The 18,118-nt window shown below is 57.6% G+C and carries 20 protein-coding genes; 12 read left to right on the plus strand and 8 right to left on the minus strand.

The features are described from left to right. Positions 1–105: 105 nt before the first annotated feature. The 4 genes from VNZ60_RS17575 to VNZ60_RS17590 form a co-directional block, all read right to left on the minus strand. Positions 106–1,782, minus strand: a complete 1,677-nt coding sequence (locus VNZ60_RS17575) for an acid phosphatase (RefSeq protein ID WP_325661368.1) — start codon at positions 1,780–1,782, stop codon at positions 106–108. Between the two features lie 84 nt (positions 1,783–1,866). Further along, positions 1,867–3,225 carry a glutathione-disulfide reductase gene (gene gorA / locus VNZ60_RS17580; protein ID WP_325661370.1) on the minus strand — a complete coding sequence of 453 codons (1,359 nt, stop codon included), beginning with the start codon at positions 3,223–3,225 and terminating at the stop codon, positions 1,867–1,869. 76 nt (positions 3,226–3,301) lie between these two features. Next, entirely contained in the window at positions 3,302–3,574 is a 273-nt protein-coding gene (locus VNZ60_RS17585) for a DUF2917 domain-containing protein (protein ID WP_325661372.1), read from the minus strand. A 150-nt stretch (positions 3,575–3,724) separates the two neighbouring features. Next, positions 3,725–4,585 carry a fumarylacetoacetate hydrolase family protein gene (locus VNZ60_RS17590; protein WP_325661373.1) on the minus strand — a complete coding sequence of 287 codons (861 nt, stop codon included), beginning with the start codon at positions 4,583–4,585 and terminating at the stop codon, positions 3,725–3,727. A 219-nt stretch (positions 4,586–4,804) separates the two neighbouring features. On the opposite strand from VNZ60_RS17590, the gene VNZ60_RS17595 reads away from it, so the two are divergent. Continuing rightward, positions 4,805–5,437, plus strand: coding sequence for a LysE family translocator (locus tag VNZ60_RS17595; RefSeq protein WP_325661374.1), 633 nt, complete (start codon positions 4,805–4,807; stop codon positions 5,435–5,437). A 19-nt stretch (positions 5,438–5,456) separates the two neighbouring features. On the opposite strand, the gene VNZ60_RS17600 is transcribed toward VNZ60_RS17595, so the two are convergent. Then, complete coding sequence (locus tag VNZ60_RS17600; protein WP_325661375.1) at positions 5,457–5,993, minus strand: phenolic acid decarboxylase; 537 nt, start codon at positions 5,991–5,993, stop codon at positions 5,457–5,459. A 157-nt stretch (positions 5,994–6,150) separates the two neighbouring features. Here VNZ60_RS17600 and VNZ60_RS17605 point away from each other — a divergent pair, with 157 nt between their 5' ends. From VNZ60_RS17605 to dinB, 3 genes are all read left to right on the plus strand, one after another. After that, a complete protein-coding gene (locus VNZ60_RS17605; protein WP_325661377.1) occupies positions 6,151–6,588 on the plus strand; it encodes a MarR family winged helix-turn-helix transcriptional regulator in 438 nt (145 codons plus the stop codon). Positions 6,589–6,625: 37 nt separating this feature from the next. Next, entirely contained in the window at positions 6,626–8,047 is a 1,422-nt protein-coding gene (cls, locus tag VNZ60_RS17610) for a cardiolipin synthase (protein ID WP_325661379.1), read from the plus strand. Between the two features lie 132 nt (positions 8,048–8,179). Continuing rightward, the gene (gene dinB / locus VNZ60_RS17615; RefSeq protein ID WP_325661381.1) at positions 8,180–9,337 is read left to right on the plus strand and encodes a DNA polymerase IV; all 1,158 of its coding nucleotides are present in this window, start codon (positions 8,180–8,182) and stop codon (positions 9,335–9,337) included. A 45-nt stretch (positions 9,338–9,382) separates the two neighbouring features. Here the strand turns inward: dinB and VNZ60_RS17620 are convergent, their stop codons facing one another. Then, on the minus strand, positions 9,383–9,997 hold the full coding sequence (locus tag VNZ60_RS17620; RefSeq protein ID WP_325661383.1) for a putative pterin-binding protein: 615 nt from the start codon (positions 9,995–9,997) through the stop codon (positions 9,383–9,385). Between the two features lie 59 nt (positions 9,998–10,056). Between VNZ60_RS17620 and VNZ60_RS17625 the strand changes: the two genes are divergently transcribed. After that, on the plus strand, positions 10,057–10,365 hold the full coding sequence (locus VNZ60_RS17625) for a hypothetical protein (RefSeq protein WP_325661385.1): 309 nt from the start codon (positions 10,057–10,059) through the stop codon (positions 10,363–10,365). A 73-nt stretch (positions 10,366–10,438) separates the two neighbouring features. Here the strand turns inward: VNZ60_RS17625 and VNZ60_RS17630 are convergent, their stop codons facing one another. Further along, positions 10,439–11,884 carry an MFS transporter gene (locus VNZ60_RS17630; protein WP_325661387.1) on the minus strand — a complete coding sequence of 482 codons (1,446 nt, stop codon included), beginning with the start codon at positions 11,882–11,884 and terminating at the stop codon, positions 10,439–10,441. A 92-nt stretch (positions 11,885–11,976) separates the two neighbouring features. Between VNZ60_RS17630 and VNZ60_RS17635 the strand changes: the two genes are divergently transcribed. Continuing rightward, positions 11,977–12,666, plus strand: a complete 690-nt coding sequence (locus VNZ60_RS17635) for an ArsR/SmtB family transcription factor (RefSeq protein WP_325661389.1) — start codon at positions 11,977–11,979, stop codon at positions 12,664–12,666. 20 nt (positions 12,667–12,686) lie between these two features. After that, positions 12,687–13,769 carry a DMT family transporter gene (locus VNZ60_RS17640; RefSeq protein WP_325661391.1) on the plus strand — a complete coding sequence of 361 codons (1,083 nt, stop codon included), beginning with the start codon at positions 12,687–12,689 and terminating at the stop codon, positions 13,767–13,769. 15 nt (positions 13,770–13,784) lie between these two features. Here VNZ60_RS17640 and VNZ60_RS17645 read toward each other — a convergent pair whose 3' ends face one another. Continuing rightward, positions 13,785–14,438, minus strand: coding sequence for a peroxiredoxin (locus tag VNZ60_RS17645; RefSeq protein ID WP_325661393.1), 654 nt, complete (start codon positions 14,436–14,438; stop codon positions 13,785–13,787). 152 nt (positions 14,439–14,590) lie between these two features. Between VNZ60_RS17645 and VNZ60_RS17650 the strand changes: the two genes are divergently transcribed. The 5 genes from VNZ60_RS17650 (at position 14,591) to VNZ60_RS17670 (ending at position 18,049) form a co-directional block, all read left to right on the plus strand. Continuing rightward, positions 14,591–14,803 (plus strand): GDCCVxC domain-containing (seleno)protein, encoded by a 213-nt coding sequence (locus VNZ60_RS17650; RefSeq protein ID WP_325661395.1) that lies wholly within the window; start codon positions 14,591–14,593, stop codon positions 14,801–14,803. Positions 14,804–14,869: 66 nt separating this feature from the next. Then, complete coding sequence (locus VNZ60_RS17655) at positions 14,870–15,820, plus strand: chromate resistance protein ChrB domain-containing protein (RefSeq protein WP_325661397.1); 951 nt, start codon at positions 14,870–14,872, stop codon at positions 15,818–15,820. A gap of 2 nt (positions 15,821–15,822) precedes the next feature. After that, the gene (locus VNZ60_RS17660; RefSeq protein ID WP_325661399.1) at positions 15,823–16,995 is read left to right on the plus strand and encodes a chromate transporter; all 1,173 of its coding nucleotides are present in this window, start codon (positions 15,823–15,825) and stop codon (positions 16,993–16,995) included. 39 nt (positions 16,996–17,034) lie between these two features. After that, complete coding sequence (locus tag VNZ60_RS17665; protein ID WP_325661402.1) at positions 17,035–17,487, plus strand: chromate resistance protein ChrB domain-containing protein; 453 nt, start codon at positions 17,035–17,037, stop codon at positions 17,485–17,487. A 157-nt stretch (positions 17,488–17,644) separates the two neighbouring features. After that, positions 17,645–18,049 (plus strand): hypothetical protein, encoded by a 405-nt coding sequence (locus VNZ60_RS17670; protein WP_325661404.1) that lies wholly within the window; start codon positions 17,645–17,647, stop codon positions 18,047–18,049. The last annotated feature ends 69 nt before the right edge of the window (positions 18,050–18,118 follow it).

The raw sequence follows: 18,118 nt of genomic DNA on the forward strand, positions 1-18,118 counted from the left end.
ACGGCTCAGGAGCATTGCCGACCACATGGGGCTGAGCTATCACCCCGTCTAGCAAGTTTCAAGGCAAACGAATTTCACTCACCTCATGCACTTCCGGCCAGCGACCTATGCCAAATTCAAGGTATTGGTCAAATCCCCTAGCGGCGTTTGCCGATTTTCGCGGAACGCCTGATCACGTGCGATCAAGGCATCCAGCTTGCGCAAGCCGTGCAGGCGGGTAATGAAACGCATGATGGAAGTGGTGTCGTACACCGTGTGATCGACAAAGCCCTTCTTTGCATATGGCGAAATGACAGTTGCCGGAATCCGTGAACCCGGCCCCCAGCGATCGCCTTTTGGCGGCGCCACATGGTCCCACCAGCCGCCGTTTTCATCGTGAGTGATGATCACCATCATGTGCTGCCATTGCGGTCCGCGCTGCAGATGCGCGATGACGTTGGCGATGTGACGATCGCCGGATTCAACGTCGGCATAACCGGCGTGCAGGTTCAGATTGCCTTGCGGTTTGTAGAAGCTGACCTGCGGCAAACGCCCGGCGTCGATTTCCGTCAGGAATTTGTTGGTGGCAGGATCGTCACCCAGCCCGGCATCTTTTAAATGCGTTTCGCGCAACGCCGTGCCGGGCGCAAAACTTTTGAAGTAATTGAAAGGCTGGTGATGATATTGAAAATTCGGCACCGCATCATCATTGGCCTTGCCATCCAGTGCCGCTTGCCAGGCGCCGGAATACCAGGCCCAGCTGACGCCTTTTTCCGACAAACGATCGCCGATGGTTGCGTAGGTTTGCGGCGGCAACACCATTGGATCGTCGGCATTGGCGTAAGCCGCATCGCCGCCTTTCACCGGTTTGACGAAACTGGGTTGGTACGGCGGCGCCATGGTATTGACGGCATAGCCGTCCGGCGTCAGGGCGCGATCGCGCAGGAATTTGGGCGGGCCGTCGATGGCCGAGGCTGGATTCTTGTCATCCAGTTTCAGGCGCGTGCCCTTGGGGTCATCGCCCTCCACGGTCGACACATTGTGCCGCGCCGGGCTGTTGTGGACGTCGGGATAGTACGGCGTCTGCCCGGAAATCAGGAAGATATGGTTGAGATAGGAGCCGCCGAAAGCCGACATGAAAAAATTGTCGCACAAGGTGTATTGCTCGGCCAGTTTCCACAAGCGCAGTTTGCTGGCGGTTTCACTGTAATGTCCCATGGTGAGCGCACCGGAATCGGCCCAGGCCACGAACTGATCATTTTTGCCGCCATTGATCTGCATCTGGTTTTGATAAAACCTGTGCCACAAATCACGCGTGATCACGCCCTGCGGCAAGAGTTTGCCATGCTGGTCGCTTAATTTGAACGGGACGTTGGGCAAGCCTGTAATCTGGTCCTCGGCAATCACATAACGTTGACCATCAACCTGTTGCGCCTGCGGCACCAGACCGCCCCAGATCTTGGGTAGTTGCGCCAGCGGTGTTTTACCGTCGCGGTCCAGTTGCGTGTAGCGCGCTTGCAGCTCTTGCGATAGCGGCTTTTGCACGCCGGGGAAATTACCGTACAAGTTATTGAAACTGCGATTCTCGGCGTAGATCACCACCACATGCTTGATGGCCGTTTGCAGTTGCTGGTCCAGCAGTTTTTCCTGAGTGGCGTCGGCGATTTGCTGGTTGCCGTCGCTGGCGCAGTCGGACAAAGCCAGACTGGCGCCCACTGCAACTACGCTGCCGAGAAAGCGCCGCCGTGTGAAACCTGCCGCATCATCTTCTGTCAATTCCGGTTTTTTTTCATTTTCGTTCATGGCTGCGTGTGCGCTGATCTGCGCTGATCTGATTTCACAGCTTGCCATATTAGCAGCAGACGTCCCGTTGTTGGCGTCAGTTTGTCAATCCGGGCGTGGCGTTCTCAGCGTAACAAATTCTTCGGCCGAGGTCGGATGTATGCCGATGGTGTCGTCAAACACGCGCTTGGTGGCGCCGGCGCGCAAGGCCACGGCGATGCCCTGGATGATTTCCCCGGCGTCCGGCCCCACCATATGGCAGCCGAGCACCTTGTCGCTGGCGGCGTCGACTATCAATTTCATCATGGTTTTTTCATGGTAGTCGCCCAGGCTCAGCTTCATCGGCCGAAACCGGGTTTCAAAGATTTTCAGCTGATGTCCGGCCTTCTGCGCCTGTTCTTCCGTCAATCCGACCGTGCCGATGTTGGGCAAGCTGAACACTGCCGTCGGAATCAACTGATAATCCACCGGACGATATTCCTCGGGGCGGAACAAACGCCGCGCGACGGCCATGCCCTCGGCCAGCGCCACCGGCGTGAGTTGCACCTTGCCGATAACGTCGCCCAATGCCAGGATGCTTGGTTCCGAGCTGCGGTATTCCTGGTCAACCTTGATAAAACCCTTGGCGTCCAGCGCCACCTCGACATTTTCAAGACCCAGATCGTCCAGCATCGGCCGCCGGCCGGTGGCGTAGAACACGCAATCGGTGTCGAGCACACGGCCATCCTTCAAGCTCACCTTCAAACTGCCGTCGGCCAGCTTGCTGATGCTGGCGATGTCGGCATTGAATTGCAGGTCCACACCCTTCTTCAGGAATTCGTCATTCAAATGCTGGCGTACACCATGATCGAAACCGCGCAAGAACAGATCGCCGCGATACAGCAAGCTGGTCTGCGCTCCCAGACCATGAAAAATCGAAGCGAATTCGACCGCGATGTAACCGCCGCCGATCACCAGCACGCGGCGCGGCAATTGTTTCAGAAAGAAGGCTTCATTGGAGGTAGTGGCAAATTCCTTGCCCGGGATATCCGGCACTTGCGGCCAGCTGCCGGTGGCAAGCAGGATGTTGGCTGCCCGTATGCGCTGGCCGTTGACCTCGACCGTGTGTTTATCCAGCAGCCTGGCGTGCCCCTCATGCAAGGTGACGCCGCTGTTGAGCAACAAGCCGCGATAGACTTCGTTGAGCCGGTGAATCTCGCGGTTCTTGTTGGCGATCAGCGTGGGCCAGTCGAATTGCGGCTTGCCTGCGCTCCAGCCGAAACTGGAAGCCTGCTCGAAGTCCTCGCTGAAATGGGCGCCGTAGACCAGGAATTTTTTCGGCACACAGCCGACATTGACACAGGTGCCGCCCAGATAGCGGCTTTCCGCCACCGCCACGCGAGCGCCGAAGCCGGCAGAAAAACGCGCAGCGCGCACACCGCCGGAACCGGCTCCGATCACAAACAGATCGACATCGAAAGACATTGACATTCTCCGCGGCCATGATCAGGCCAAGACGCTCGGCCACAGCGGCGAGCAATGTCAAATATTATGTCATTGATTACGCCAGCGTCTGCTCATAGGTAAAACTGGAAGCCTTTAAAGCGGTGATCACGATGCGTTTTGCGCCATGCATTTCAACATCCTTATTTTCATTCAAGAAAATATCTCCTTTGAAATCTGCCGCGGTAATCCATAACAAGCCGCTCAGGCACTTGATTCTCTCGCCCTGTTTCAAGGTTTTCTGAATTGAGATCGTCTGATCCTCTGCCAGATAGATGATGTTGTGGGTGTGTTCGCGTGTCAGCAGATGGCTGATGTCTTCTGATTTCATGGTTTTGCCTCGGTAATTGGTGTCAATCGAGTCAAACACTGATTGCCGTTCATTATTATTAATTCCGGCAACCAACACAATCCAGGAAATCAGAACAACACTTGTGCGCTCCAGGCACAAATCAAAACTGGCAGCCGAACTGGCAACCGCTTAATCCAGCAAGCTCTCATCCCATTCGTGAACGGTCTGCTGCTGTTCTCCAAGGCCGTCGATACCGAGTCTTATCACGTCGCCGTGCTTGAGATAAAGCGGCGGCTTTTGCCCCATGCCGACGCCAGGCGGAGTGCCGGTCGAAATGATGTCGCCCGGGTACAAGGTGGCGAACTGGCTGATGTAATGGATCAGGAAAGCGACATTGAAAATCATGGTCTTGGTGCTGCCGTTCTGGAAGCGCTTGCCGTTAACTTCCAGCCACATCGAAAGATTTTGCGGATCCGCCACTTCGTCGGCAGTGACCAGCCACGGACCGACCGGACCGAAGGTGTCGCAACCCTTGCCCTTGTCCCAGGTGCCAGCGCGTTCGATCTGGTATTCGCGCTCGGAGACGTCGTTAATCACGCAATAACCGGCGACGTGCGACAAAGCCTGATCCAGCGCCACATAACGCGCCTTGCTGCCGATTACCACGCCCAGTTCCACTTCCCAATCGGTCTTGACGGAATTCTTCGGCATCACCACTGGATCGTTAGGGCCGCCGAAACAGCTATTCCATTTATTGAACAGCACCGGCTCCGGCGGTACCGGCAAACCGGATTCGGCAGCGTGGTCGCTGTAATTCAAACCGACGCACATGAATTTTCCCAAACCCGTGAATGGGGTGCCGATGCGGCCTGGAGAGCTGATTTGCGGCAGGCTGGCGGGGTCGATTTCACGTAACTTTGCCAGCCCTGCAGGCGTCAACTGTTGCGCCGTGATGTCCCGGATCACGCCGGACAAATCACGCAGCATGCCGTTGGTGTCCAGCATGGCTGGTTTTTCCTGGCCTTTGGGGCCTACTCGTAATAACTTCATCTATTGCGTCCTTTTCAAAAACCGTCTTGCGTACAAATCGAGATTGGCGGGGCCAGACCAGGCCACCCAAAGTCACTTAGCCAAAAGCCTAGGAGCGGAGCGATCCCCTGTCAAGCGCGCACAAATAGCTATGCGGATCTGGCGGTTTTACCGCAAAATACGCAGGCTACGCTGGCCCGGGTTTACCAACCATCTTCTGCAATCGCTTTGGGAACATTCATGCCGAATCTTAATTTACTGCTGGGTTTTGCGCTGGTCGCCTTCGGCATGGTGCTGACACCCGGCCCGAACATGATTTATCTGATCTCACGCTCGATCTGCCAAGGCCCCAGGGCTGGCTTCGTGTCGCTGGCCGGCGTCGCCACCGGTTTTGTCTTTTACATGCTATGCGCCGCTTTCGGCATCACCGCCCTCTTGTTTGCGGTGCCGCTGGCCTACGATATTCTGCGTTTCGGCGGCGCCGCCTATCTGCTCTACCTGGCCTGGCAAGCGGTTAAACCCGGCGGCCGCTCGCCGTTCGCGGTACGCGACCTGCCCGCCGACAGCAACCGCAAGCTGTTTTTGATGGGCTTGTTCACCAATCTGCTCAACCCCAAGGTCGCCTTGCTCTATCTGGCGCTGTTGCCGCAGTTTATCGATCCGAACGGCGCCAGCATCCTGGTGCAGTCGCTGGTGCTGGGCGCAATCCAGATTATCGTCAGCATTACGGTCAACTCGATGGTCACGCTGGCGGCCGGCTCGATTGCCGGTGTACTCGGCAGCCGACCCAGCTGGCTGCTGATCCAGCGCTGGCTGATGGGCACCGTGCTGGCCGGTTTGGCAGTGCGGATTGCACTGCAGGCGAGGAAATAAGACGTGTTCGAGCGACAACTCAGTTGCAACGATCCGAGAAACCCTGCGGCAAATCGCCCGGCGCTATGCTAATCACACTCTCGTCATTGATTCCGACGTCCTCCAGCCACGTAATCTTGGCAAAATCCGGCACGACGTAAATCGGATAGGTTGGGCCAGCATCGCGATAGGCGTGCATTTGATCCAGATGATCATTCTGGAAGCAAACGGTGCGACTGCCGTTTTCCTCGACCCAATGCGGGAAGAAAATCACGCCATGCAGCAAGCGTTGGCCCGGCATCACATTGACTGCCACCGAAGTGCCGGTCGGTTCGCTCCAGGATACTTTGAAGCTATCTTCGCCCAGTTGCACTAGATCCACGGCCTGTCCCTTTACCCAGCGGCCGCCGACCATACCGCTATGAATCCGGTAATCAATAGTGTTTGCATTTTTCACGTACATCTCATATTGCCAACCGTTGGCGTAAGTGTAAATAAAACGCTTGCCGACAATCCCGGACAAATCTTGTTGCGGAATCGGGTTGCTAACGGTTGTTTTGCTGAGGTCGAAGGCCATGTTGATTTCCTTTTTATTGAATGCAGTAAAGATGTGACTCACGGGCTCACATCACGTAACGCCAATTTTGTTTTGCTGGCAAAATTATTTTATATACAAAATATTTTGTTGTCAAAATCAATTTGACGCAAAAATAATGCCCATGCACAATACGGCAATGGATACTGCTACTGAATTTGGGCGCATGCTAGGGCCGTTGCGTCGCGCCGTGATGCGCCAAGTGCGCAACACGGAAGGCTTGCCAGATTTGCCGGAGGCGCAAGTCGAGCTGCTAAGAGCGCTCACTGAAGCGGGGCCAACTACGCCGGGCGAGCTGGCTGTACGTTTGAAAATCGCCCCATCCACGGTCAGCAATCTGGTGCGTGCGATGAATACAGCCGGCCTGCTGGAACGCGTGCCGTCATCAACCGACTTGCGCACCGCCACCCTATCGACCTCTGCCGCCGCACGCAATTTGCTGGAGCGTTACGACCGCACCAGCGCCGCCACTTTGAAGAAGGCGATGCAACAATTGGATGCAGATCAACAGCTATTGCTTGATCGCGCCATTCCGGCCCTGGCTGCACTATTGGTGACGCTGGAACGGAAAAATTAGCTAAAATGCAATTTTAACGAGTGTCGGAGTCAACTGAATGCCGCATTTTCCGCTTGCCTTGATTTCTGCTGTCGTTCTACTGTTGCATGCCGCCGGCATCGTCGCCGCGATCCACGCTTTGATGCACACCCGCACGCCGCAGGGCGCGGTAGCCTGGGTGTTCGGACTGGTGCTGCTGCCCTACTTTACTTTGCTGCCGTATCTGTTCCTTGGCAGTAAACGTTTCACCGGTTATGTTGAACTGCATCATTCACGGCAAGCGCGCTTGCGTCAGCTCGACGATCCTGCTGCGCTAGCCTTGTCTGCACAGTACCCGCCGCACACCGGTGCGCAGCGCTACCAGGGCATCAGCAAAATGCTGGGCGTGCCGTTTCTGAGCGGCCATCGCTTGCGCTTGCTGGTCAACGGCGCGGCTAGCTTCGATGCGATTTTCGCGGCGATTGCCGGCGCTGAGCACTACGTGCTGGTGCAATTCTTTATCATTCACGACGATGAACTGGGCCGCCGGTTGCAAGCAGCGTTGCTCGAACGTGCCGCCGCCAGCGTGCGTGTCCATGTGCTGTTCGATGGCGTCGGCAGCCATGATCTGCCCGCCTCATATAGCACGATCCTGCGCGCCGGCGGCGTCCAGATCCATCAATTCGCCACCCGCCGCTGGCGCAACCGGTTCCAACTCAACTTCCGCAACCATCGCAAAGTAGTGGTGGTGGACGGCTGGCGCGGTTTTGTCGGCGGCCTCAACGTCGGCGATGAATATCTCGGCCGCAAGCCGCCGCTGGCGCCGTGGCGCGATACGCACATGGAATTGCAAGGACCGGCGGTGGCCGACTTGCAACTGGCGTTCGACGAAAACTGGCATTGGATCACCGGCCAGCCGCTGTCCTTGTTGCCGCCGCGCCCGTCCGCAGGACAGGCCACCAGCCTGATTGCCGCCACCGGGCCGGCCGATGCGCAAGAGACCTGCTCGCTGCTCTTCGTGCAGGCGATCCACGCCGCCCGCCACCGGCTGTGGCTGACCACGCCCTACCTGGTGCCCGACTCTGCCGTCAACGCCGCCTTGCAACTTGCGGTGTTCCGCGGCGTCGACGTCCGCATCCTTATTCCGGCCATCCCGGACCATCGCACCGTATTCCTGGCCTCAACCTTGTACGCGCATGAGTCGGTGCGCGCCGGCATACGCATATTCCGCTATCAACCCGGGTTTACGCATCAGAAAGTGCTGTTGATCGACGACGACACGGCAGCGGTCGGCAGCATGAACCTGGACAACCGTTCACTCCGGCTGAATTTCGAAATCACTGCTTTGAATATCGATACGGCGTTTGCCGCTGAAGTCGAACAAATGCTGCAGGCTGATTTCGAACAGGCGGTAGAAATCGATGTCGCTGACTATGAGCGCTTGCATAACCTGTATCGGGTGCTGATCCATGTCGCCCGCTTATTTAGCCCGGTGCTATAAATCCGGCGCCGATAGAAGAAATTGCCTTAAACGCAATAAAATATTTAATTGAGGGATCGGATTTTCATAACTGTATTTATATACAGTAGTGGTATCCTATGGCCGTATTAAATATCGCTTCTCTCTGACCTCATGCTTTCGCCAATTCGTCGTATTGCACACTTGGATATGGACGCATTCTATGCGTCGGTAGAGCTGCTGCGCTACCCGGAGCTGCGCGGCCAGCCGGTGGTAATCGGCGGCGGCTCCAGGCACAAGCCCGAACCCGACGAGGATGGCCAGCTCCGCTATTTCAAACTGCGCGATTATGTCGGCCGCGGCGTCGTCACCACCTCCACCTACGAAGCGCGCGCGCTCGGCGTGTTTTCCGCGATGGGCATGATGAAGGCTGCCAAGCTGGCGCCGGATGCGATCCTGCTGCCGACCGATTTCGACTCTTACCGGCATTACTCCCGGCTGTTCAAGGCAGCGGTAGCCGAGATCGCCCCGCTGATAGAAGATCGCGGCATTGACGAAATCTATATCGACCTGAGCCAGCATACGGACGACATCCGGGTTGTAGCGCAACGCATCAAAGACGCCGTGCGCCAGGCCACCGGATTGTCGTGCTCGATCGGCATCGCACCCAACAAACTGCTAGCCAAGATCAGCTCGGAACTGGAAAAGCCGAACGGTCTCACCATCATTACCGAAGCCGATATCCAGTCCCGAATCTGGCCGCTGGCGGCGCGCAAAGTCAACGGCATCGGCCCCAAGGCAGCCGAGAAGCTGACGGCGCTCGGGCTGCACACCATCGGCGAATTGGCCGCGGCTGATCCAGCCGTGCTGCAAGAAAATTTCGGACGCACCTATAGCGAGTGGCTGATGCGCACTGCCAACGGTCTGGACGAGCGCCCCGTCGTCACCAGCTCTGAAACAAAATCGATCAGCCGGGAATCGACTTTTGAGAGAGACCTGCACGCCAAGCTGGATCGCCAGACGCTGACGCCGATGTTCACCGATCTGTGCGTACGGCTTGCCGGCGACTTGCAAAGAAAAGGCTATCTCGCCCGCACGGTGGGAATTAAATTACGCTTCTCTGACTTCCGCATCGTCACCCGCGATCTGACATTACCCAACGCTACTGACGACGCAACTGCGATCCGGCAAGCAGCGGGAGAATGCCTGCGCCGCGTCACATTGGACCGGCGCTTGAGATTGCTGGGCGTGCGCGCCAGCGCATTAAGCAGAAAAGATGAAGCCTTGAGCGAGGCAGCCGTTTTGCAAGGCGAATTGTTCAGCGACGAATGACCAAGCAACGCCCCTCCGTCTCGCCTATCCATCTAGCTCCTTCCTCTACTTACTGACGGCTACCTCAATGCAATACAAGCCCCACGGGCAAAGAGCGAAACGCTGGTTCAACGGCTTTTGCGCCTGTTCGGCAACACGATCGGCATCATAGATCGCGAAGATCGGGCCCAGACCGCCGATCGCCAACGGTTTGCCGTCGATATGCGTGGCCAGGATGTAGCCATATTTCCTGAGCTGGGCGAAACTCAGCTGCGGCATATAGCCGTCGACCGAATGAAACACGATCTGTGTCTGCGGCGCTTTGCTCGCCCCCAGCATATCCAGCACGTCGGCCAGGCGCGGACCGCGTAGCTGATGCGGCTTGGCGTCGTATTCCAGGGTCGGATTGATAGTCACTGCGGGCAGCTTGGCGAGCGCGGCCAGATCGAAGGTATAAGCGCTGTCGAACTGCACGCTCTGCTTGTGCATCATCTGGTCGATCACCGGATCGGTCGGTCCGCGGTTGCTGCGCTCGATTGCGCCGAAAACCGTCAATACCGCCGGCGCAGCAGTTTGCGGCCGGCTTGCGGCGGTGGCAGCCGCATACGCCGGCACGGCAGAGATTCCCAAGGCGCCCGCAAGCGAGGCGGTGGCGGTCGACAGAAATTGGCGCTTTTTCATTCAAGACTCCGTAGCAAAGGGATTCAAAGAGATTCGGCCGATGTTACACGAAGTTACGAATGGGCAATACCGTCATTGTCAACCGAATATCGCCCACCGCGTTTATAAGACAACCCGCTGCAGATGCGGATTGTAAAACCCAATCAACGGAAGGAATCAATATGAAAAAGCTATTTGGTATCGCCGCTCTCCTCCTCGCCTTGACCCCATTCGCACAAGCCCAAAACATGGGCGACCCGCTGGCCGGCCATCCGGACGCCCGCAATGACCGCCAGGTTGAAACTGCAAAACCTGAGGCTGCAAAGCATCACGGCAAAGCGGTAAAACACCATGCCAAAGTTGAAAAAAAGGCTGAAGAAAAAAAATAATTTGTAGCCGATGCGCCAATGAAGACGCCTGCTCACAAGTCTGAGCAGGCGTTTTTTTATGTCTATGGCACAACTACTGTGTACCAGCCACAGGCCGCACCAGATAACCCAATCCCGCTGCAATCACCAACAATACGGTCGCCGTCCACATCGCGATTCTGACGCCGCTGATCACGCCGCTGGTCACGCCATTAAGCACATTCCCGCCGAAGCTATCGCTGACCAAAGCGCCAAATACCGCCACTCCGACCGCGCCGCCAACTTGCCTGGCGGTATTCAGCACTGCCGATGCGGTGCCCGCCCTGGCCTTCTCCACACTGGACAATATCGACGTTGTCATGGCCGGCACCGCCAGCCCCATGCCGGCCGGGATCAGTACGAAGCCCGGCAGCATCTGCCAGAAACTGACATGGGCCGCAATGCCGATAGTTCCCAGCAAGCAATAGCCCAAGGCGCCGATGAGGCCGCCTAGCACCATCGGCAAGCGGATGCCGGCGTGCCCGATCAGCCAGCCGCTGACCAGGTTCGAAAAAATGAAAGTCCCGGTCAACGGTAAAAACGCCAGCCCTGCTTGCAGCGAACTGTAGCCCTGCACTTTTTGCAGATAAAAGCTGATCACGAAAATCACGCCGTAGTAAGAAAAATTCACCAGCACGCCGAACAGGACGGCAGCGGTAAAACTAATCTGGTGAAAGAAATTTAAGGGCAGCATCGGATGCGGCACTTTCTTTTCCACCATGATGAATGCTGCCCCCGCGATCAGCGCCAGGCCGAATCCGGACAGCACCAACGGATGCCACAGGCCTAGCGGATGGAGTTCAATCACCGCGCCCACCAACCCCGTCAGCGCAAAAATCGCCAGTATCTGTCCCCGGAAATCGAAGGAATGAGTGTGCTGCTTGGCGGCCATGGCAGGCACCACGCGCATGGTCAGCAGGAAACCCAAAGCGCAAATCGGAATATTCACCAAAAAAATACTGCGCCATCCTGCGGCCGCCAGCAGCAAGCCGCCCAGCACAGGGCCGGCGGCAATCGAGACGCCGCCTGCCGCGGTCCAAAGTCCGATCGCCTTAGCCAATAATTTCTTATCGTGAGCGCAAGCACGATTCAGGATCGCCAGCGAACTGGGCACCAGCAACGCCGCGCCGATTCCCTGCAGCGCCCTTGCGCTGTTCAGAAAACCGGCATCTGGCGCCAGCCCGCAGGCGATCGAGGCCAAGGCAAACAGCAGGAATCCGGCCAGGAACAAGCGCTTGGAGCCGAATTTGTCTCCCAGGGCCCCGGCCGACAACAGAAATACCGCGAAACCGAGGGTGTAGGCGTCCACCACCCATTGCAAGGCCGAGACACGCGCGTTCAGATCGGCGCCGATCTGCGGCAAGGCGACGTTGACGATGGTGATGTCTAGCTGGACGATGATAAAAGCAAAGCTGCTGGCTGCAATCGTCCAGCCCACTGCAGCGCTTGGCGCTTTCGCAACAGACGTGGCGCTGGCTTGCGCCGGGAGGGGGTATGTCATCGCAACGGCTCCGTTGGCTGAGTAATCAAGACCTGATTCTGGGCTTGTTGCGGCCGCTTGTCACACGACAACAGTACGGTTACCATCAAACTATGAACGACGAACCCGACCTCGGCCGACTGGCCCGCACCATCGGCGATCCGACCCGTATCCAGATGCTGGCCCTGCTCATGGAGGGCCGCGCGCTGACCGCCAAGGAACTGGCTTATGGCAGCGGCATCAAACCGGCTACCGCCACCGCGCATCTTAAGCAATTGCTCGACGACAGATTGCTGGACCTGACCACTCAGGGACGCCACAAGTATTTCCGCCTTGCCTCGCCGGAAGTAGCGCGCCTGATCGAATCATTGATGGTGTTTGCTCCGCAACGCAAACGGGTTGCCCCCGGCAACCGTAACGACGCCATCTGCACCGCCCGCTTCTGCTACGATCATCTGGCCGGTAAACTCGGCACTCAACTGACCGAGGTCCTGCTTGCCCGTGGCTGGCTCGACAACGATGACGGCATATTCACAGTCTCGGCGCAAGGCGAAATCTGGTTCCAGACTTTCGGCATCGATACCCAGGCATTGGCCAAGAACCGGCGCCAGTTTGCGTATGCCTGCCTGGACTGGAGCGAGCGGCGCGATCACCTGGCCGGCGCCTTAGGGGCGACGCTGGCAAAACGTTTGATCGAAATCGGCTGGCTCACCAGAAGCAAACATTCTCGCGTGGTATCCATCACGCCGGAGGGGCGCACCGGATTGAACGCACAGTTCGGGATTGACTTGCATCACGAATGACACTTAACTAAGAAAATCCTATGCATCAAGGTGTTTTATTTGCATTACTTGCGGCGGCGCTGTTCGGCGCCAGCACGCCCTTTGCCAAGCTGCTTGTGGGACAAGTCTCGCCGGTCATGCTGGCCGGCCTGCTGTATCTCGGCAGCGGCCTCGGCCTATCTCTGTGGTACGCGCTCCGGCACAGAATACAGCAAGGAATACGGCAAGGATCTCCACGCGCGCAAGCAAGCGACGGCGCGCTGAACAAAGCGGATTTGCCGTGGCTGGCAGCGGCGATTTTATGCGGTGGCGTCGGCGGCCCGGTCTTGCTGATGCTCGGGCTGTCGCTTACTCCGGCTTCCAGCGCCTCCTTGCTGTTGAATATGGAAGGCGTCCTGACGGCGGGCCTGGCATGGTTTGTTTTTAAGGAAAATTTCGATCGCCGGATCGCGCTCGGCATGTTGCTTATCGTGCTTGCCGGCGTGCTGCTGTCATGGCAGCAAGTGCCGGAATTCGGCGTTCCCTGGGGACCTTTGGCGATTCTGGCGGCCTGCCTGTGCTGGGCCATCGATAACAATCTGACGCGGCGAATTTCCGCCAGCGATGCAGTCCAGATCACCGCCATCAAAGGCATGGTCGCCGGCCTGGTCAACCTAGCGCTGGCCTTGCTGCTGGGAGCGTCTGTGCCTGGGTTCACCAGTATCGGCGCGGCTGCGCTTATCGGCTTCTGCGGCTACGGCGTCAGTCTGGTGCTGTTCGTGCTGGCGCTGCGCCATCTGGGTAGCGCCAGGACCGGCGCCTACTTTTCAGTAGCGCCATTCATCGGCGCCGCGATCTCGCTGCTGGTCTTGCATGACACGGTGGGCGGCCTGTTCTGGCTGGCCACCGGCTTGATGGCGCTTGGCATCTGGCTGCATTTGACAGAAAGCCACCAGCACCAGCATACGCATGAGGAAACCGAACATGCGCACAGCCATCGGCATGCTCCGCACGATCCGCATCACCAACATCAGCACGACTTTGAGTGGGATGGCCGCGAACCGCACAACCACCCCCACCGCCATCTGCCTATCAGCCATAGCCACGCGCATTACCCGGACATACATCACCGGCATGGCCATTAGCCTTAGCCGGAGCCTTTACTTCGGTTGCGCCACTACCCGTAAATACGGTTTCAAGGTCCTGAAGCCCTGCGGATACTTCTTTTTAGCGTCTTCGTCAGAAACCGAGGTGGGGATGATGACATCCTCGCCTGGTTTCCAGTTCACCGGCGTGGCCACGGTGTGCTTGGCGTTCAGCTGAATCGAATCGAGCAAACGCAGCACCTCATCGAAATTACGGCCCGAACTCATCGGATAGACGAACATTGCCTTGACCTTCTTGTCCGGCCCGATCAGGAATACCGAGCGCACGGTGGCGTTGTCAGCCGCGCTGCGCTGCCCGCCGCTGGCGTTGGGATGAATCATGTCGTAGAGTTTCGCGACCGTCAGATCGGCGTCGCCAATCATTGGATAGTTGACCGCGTGGCCTTGCGTCTCCTCAATATCCTTGGCCCAGGCCGTGTGGTCGCTGACCGGGTCCACGCTCAGCCCCACGACCTTGGTGTTGCGTTTGTCGAACTCCGGTTTCAAGCTAGCCATGTAACCCAGCTCGGTGGTACAGACGGGCGTGAAATCTTTCGGATGGGAAAACAGGATGGCCCATTGATCTCCGATCCACTCGTGAAAGTGGATCTTGCCTTCCGTGGTATCGGCAGTAAAATCAGGGGCTACATCACCTATGCGAATGGTCATTTTCAGTCTCCATTATGTGTGTGTCGGAATATCCGGGCCATCACGGTGCGATGGCCTTGCCAAACCCTAAACCCTGCCCGCAGCAGTCTTGATTGAGCATCCTGAAATAATCATTCTAGACAATCGCCCTGGTTTTCATAGACATCTCTGAGATGAACGCCGTCATCCTTGAATCCATCCTGACTTGCCCGCAATGCGGTTTTGCCAAGCTGGAGACCATGCCCACCGAGGCTTGCCTGTTCTCTTACGAGTGCACTAGCTGCAAGGCGCTGTTGCGGCCGAATCCGGGTGATTGCTGTGTATTTTGTTCCTTCGGCTCGGTGCGATGCCCACCAATTCAGCTGCAGTCGAAGTGCTGTGATTAACCGCCCCCATTCTTCGCAAGAAAAGTAAACTTGTAGGTAATTCTACTTATTAGTAGAATCATCTACATGAACACCTATTTATCGCTCATTACCAGTCTGCCCACAGAAAACGCCACGGCGCGCATGCGTGCCTGGCGCGCGCTCAAGGCATCCGGCGCCGCCGTACTGCGTGACGGTGTCTATCTGCTGCCGGAGCGCGAGGCTTGCCGCAACACACTGGAAGCAGTCGCCGCCGACGTGCTGTCAGGGGGCGGCAGCGCCTTGGTGCTGCGCGTCGAGGAGCCCGACGGCGCGCATTTCATGGGGCTGTTCGATCGTAGCGAGGACTTCTCGGGATTGCTGGCAGATGTCGCCAAGCTAAGGGTAACGCTCACAGCCGATACGGTGCTGGACTCGCTCAAGCAGATTCGCAAGCTGCGCAAGACGTTTGCCAGCCTTGCCGAGATCGATTTCTTTCCCGCTGAAGCTCAACGCCAGACCGATGCCACGCTGCAAGAACTGGAACTGGCTGCGGCCCGTGTCCTGGCGCCAGATGAACCGCACCCGGTCGACGCCACCATTTCCTTGCTGCCGCTGAATCAATATCAGGGGCGCACCTGGGCCACTCGGCGCCGTCCTTGGGTAGATCGGCTGGCCTGCGCCTGGTTGATCCGTCGCTTCATCGACCCGCAAGCCCGCTTGCTATGGCTGGCCAGCGCCGCCGACTGCCCGGCCGACGCCCTCGGTTTTGACTTCGACGGCGCCGCCTTCAGCCATGTCGGCGGCCGTGTCAGTTTTGAGGTGATGCTGGCAAGTTTCGGCCTGGAACAGGCCGCGCTCCAGCGGCTTGGCGCATTAGTGCACTACCTTGATGTCGGCGGGGTGCAACCGCCTGAATCCGTGGGAATTGAAAGCGTTCTTGCCGGGCTGCGCAAGGCCATCACCGATGATGATCAACTTCTGGCGACAGCCAGCAGCGTATTCGATGGATTGCTGACCGCCTTTCAACAAGAAACCTCACCGCAACAGGGATCGTGATCATGGACCAAGCGAGCAAACCGACTTACACCTTGTGGCAACTGATCTTGTACTTTTTGCGCTTGGGTACATTTGGCTTTGGCGGGCCGGTCGCGCTGGTTGGCTACATGCACCGTGACCTGGTCGAACGGCGTGGCTGGATCAGCGAATCGGACTATAAGGAGGGGCTGGCACTGGCCCAGATCGCACCGGGTCCGCTGGCCGCGCAGCTCGGAATCTATCTGGGTTTCGTGCACTTCCGGCTGCTCGGCGCCACAGTGGCGGGACTTGCGTTCGTATTGCCGTCGTTCCTGATGGTGGTGGCCCTAGGCTGGGCTTATGTCGCCTTTGGCGGTCTGACCTGGATGCAATCCGTGTTCTACGGGGTGGGCGCTTCCGTGATCGGTATCATGGCTATGAGCGCACATAAACTCGCCAGCAAGAACCTGGGGCGCGACAAGCTGTTGTGGGGCATCTTCTTATTGCTGGCAGCCGTGACCGTCATCACGCAATCCGAAATTGCCTTGCTGTTCATCGGCGCGGGCGTGCTGGTCTGGGTTATACGCTGCAAACCTAGGTTCGGCGCATCGAGCCTGGCCGTGCTGCTACCCACACAATTACCTAATATCGCTCTTGCCTCCGCAACCGATGCCAATACGCTGATCCAGATCGCGCTGTTCTTCACCAAGGCCGGCGCCTTCGTGTTCGGCTCGGGCCTGGCTATCGTTCCCTTCCTTTACGGCGGTGTTGTGACGGAACATCACTGGCTCACCGAAAAGCAATTCGTCGATGCCGTGGCCGTCGCCATGATTACTCCCGGACCGGTGGTCATCACTACCGGTTTCATTGGCTACCTGATCAGCGGCTTGCCCGGCGCCATCCTGGCCGCCATTGGCACGTTTGTTCCCTGCTATCTGGCGACCGTGATCGCCGCCCCCTATTTCAAGAAGTACGGAAAACTGCCGGCGCTGATCGCATTCGTGGACGGCATCACTGCGGCAGCCATCGGTGCTATCGCCGGCTCAGTGGTGGTGATAGCGCAGAGGTCCATCACTGACATCCCGACTGCTCTGCTGGCGCTTGTGACTGCAGCGCTGCTGTGGAAATTCAAGAAGCTGCCTGAACCCATTATCGTGATTGGCGCGGCGCTGATCGGGATAGTGATTTACCCCTTGATGCACCATCGAACGATTTAGCGACAATGAATTTGGCGACAAGCCTAAAGGAGCGACATCATGCAATGGATTACCCGCGAACGCCCAAAGATCGACCGCATCGCCTGCCCTTGGCTGGTGCTCCGCTTTATCGATGAGCAAGCCGAATTTCTCTACGTTCCACCCGGCGACGTGCTGCGCGTTGCCGATCAAACCGGCGCGATTCCTTATGACATACCGGGTGTTGAGCTGACTCACGACGGCGAGTTGTGCAGCTTCGACGCCTTCCTCAAGAAATACCGCCTCGATGATCCGGCTTTGCAGCAGCTCGCGCTGATCGTGCGTGGCGCCGATACCTCGCGCCTGGACTTGACACCGCAATCAGCCGGGCTGTACGCCTTGTCTCTCGGGCTATCGCAAAATTTCAGCGATGACCATGCCATGCTCAAGCACGGCATGGTGATGTATGACGCGCTCTATGCGTGGTGCAAGCACTGTCAAAGTGAAACACATAACTGGCCGCCGAAAATGTGACTAGATCACGGTCCGGCTCAATGGAGGGATTTCCCCAGATTTGCGGACGCTTCCAAATATCTCTTGACCTTCCCACAGGGGGAACGCTGACAATAGGCATTGCTTGACAATAAATATCGTTGTTGCTTACCATAATTTAAGCAAAATTTAGAAAACAATGAAACTCTCCCGTCCATCCCGCTTGATTGCCGCACTCATCGTGCTGGTCAGCATGCTGTTCATGCAGCTTGCTGTGGCGGGATACGCTTGCCCTGGTTTTAATATCGGGCAGCTCAATGAGGCGGCGTCGATGGCCATGGATGGCGATCAGGCGATGGCCGGGTGCGCCGGCACGGACAAGGCACAACCCAGCCTCTGTCACGCGAATGACCAAGCCGGCAACCAGTCTCTGGACAAACCATCCATCCCGCATGTGCAGCCGTTTATGGCTGCCACGCTGACACTGGTATTCCGCGACATTGAGATCGCCGACAATGCCGTCGAGGCCCAACCCAATTCTCTTCTTCTGACGCGATCTACCGCGCCGCCGCTAGCCATACGCAACTGCTGTTTCCGGATTTAACCTCCAGGATCGCCTAGTCCGCCATCGCCGTGCCATCCGCACGTCCGATGTTGTCACTCGCTATCTGGA

Source organism: Collimonas sp., from assembly GCF_035566375.1.
In the GTDB taxonomy this organism is placed as follows: Bacteria; Pseudomonadota; Gammaproteobacteria; order Burkholderiales; family Burkholderiaceae_D; genus Collimonas.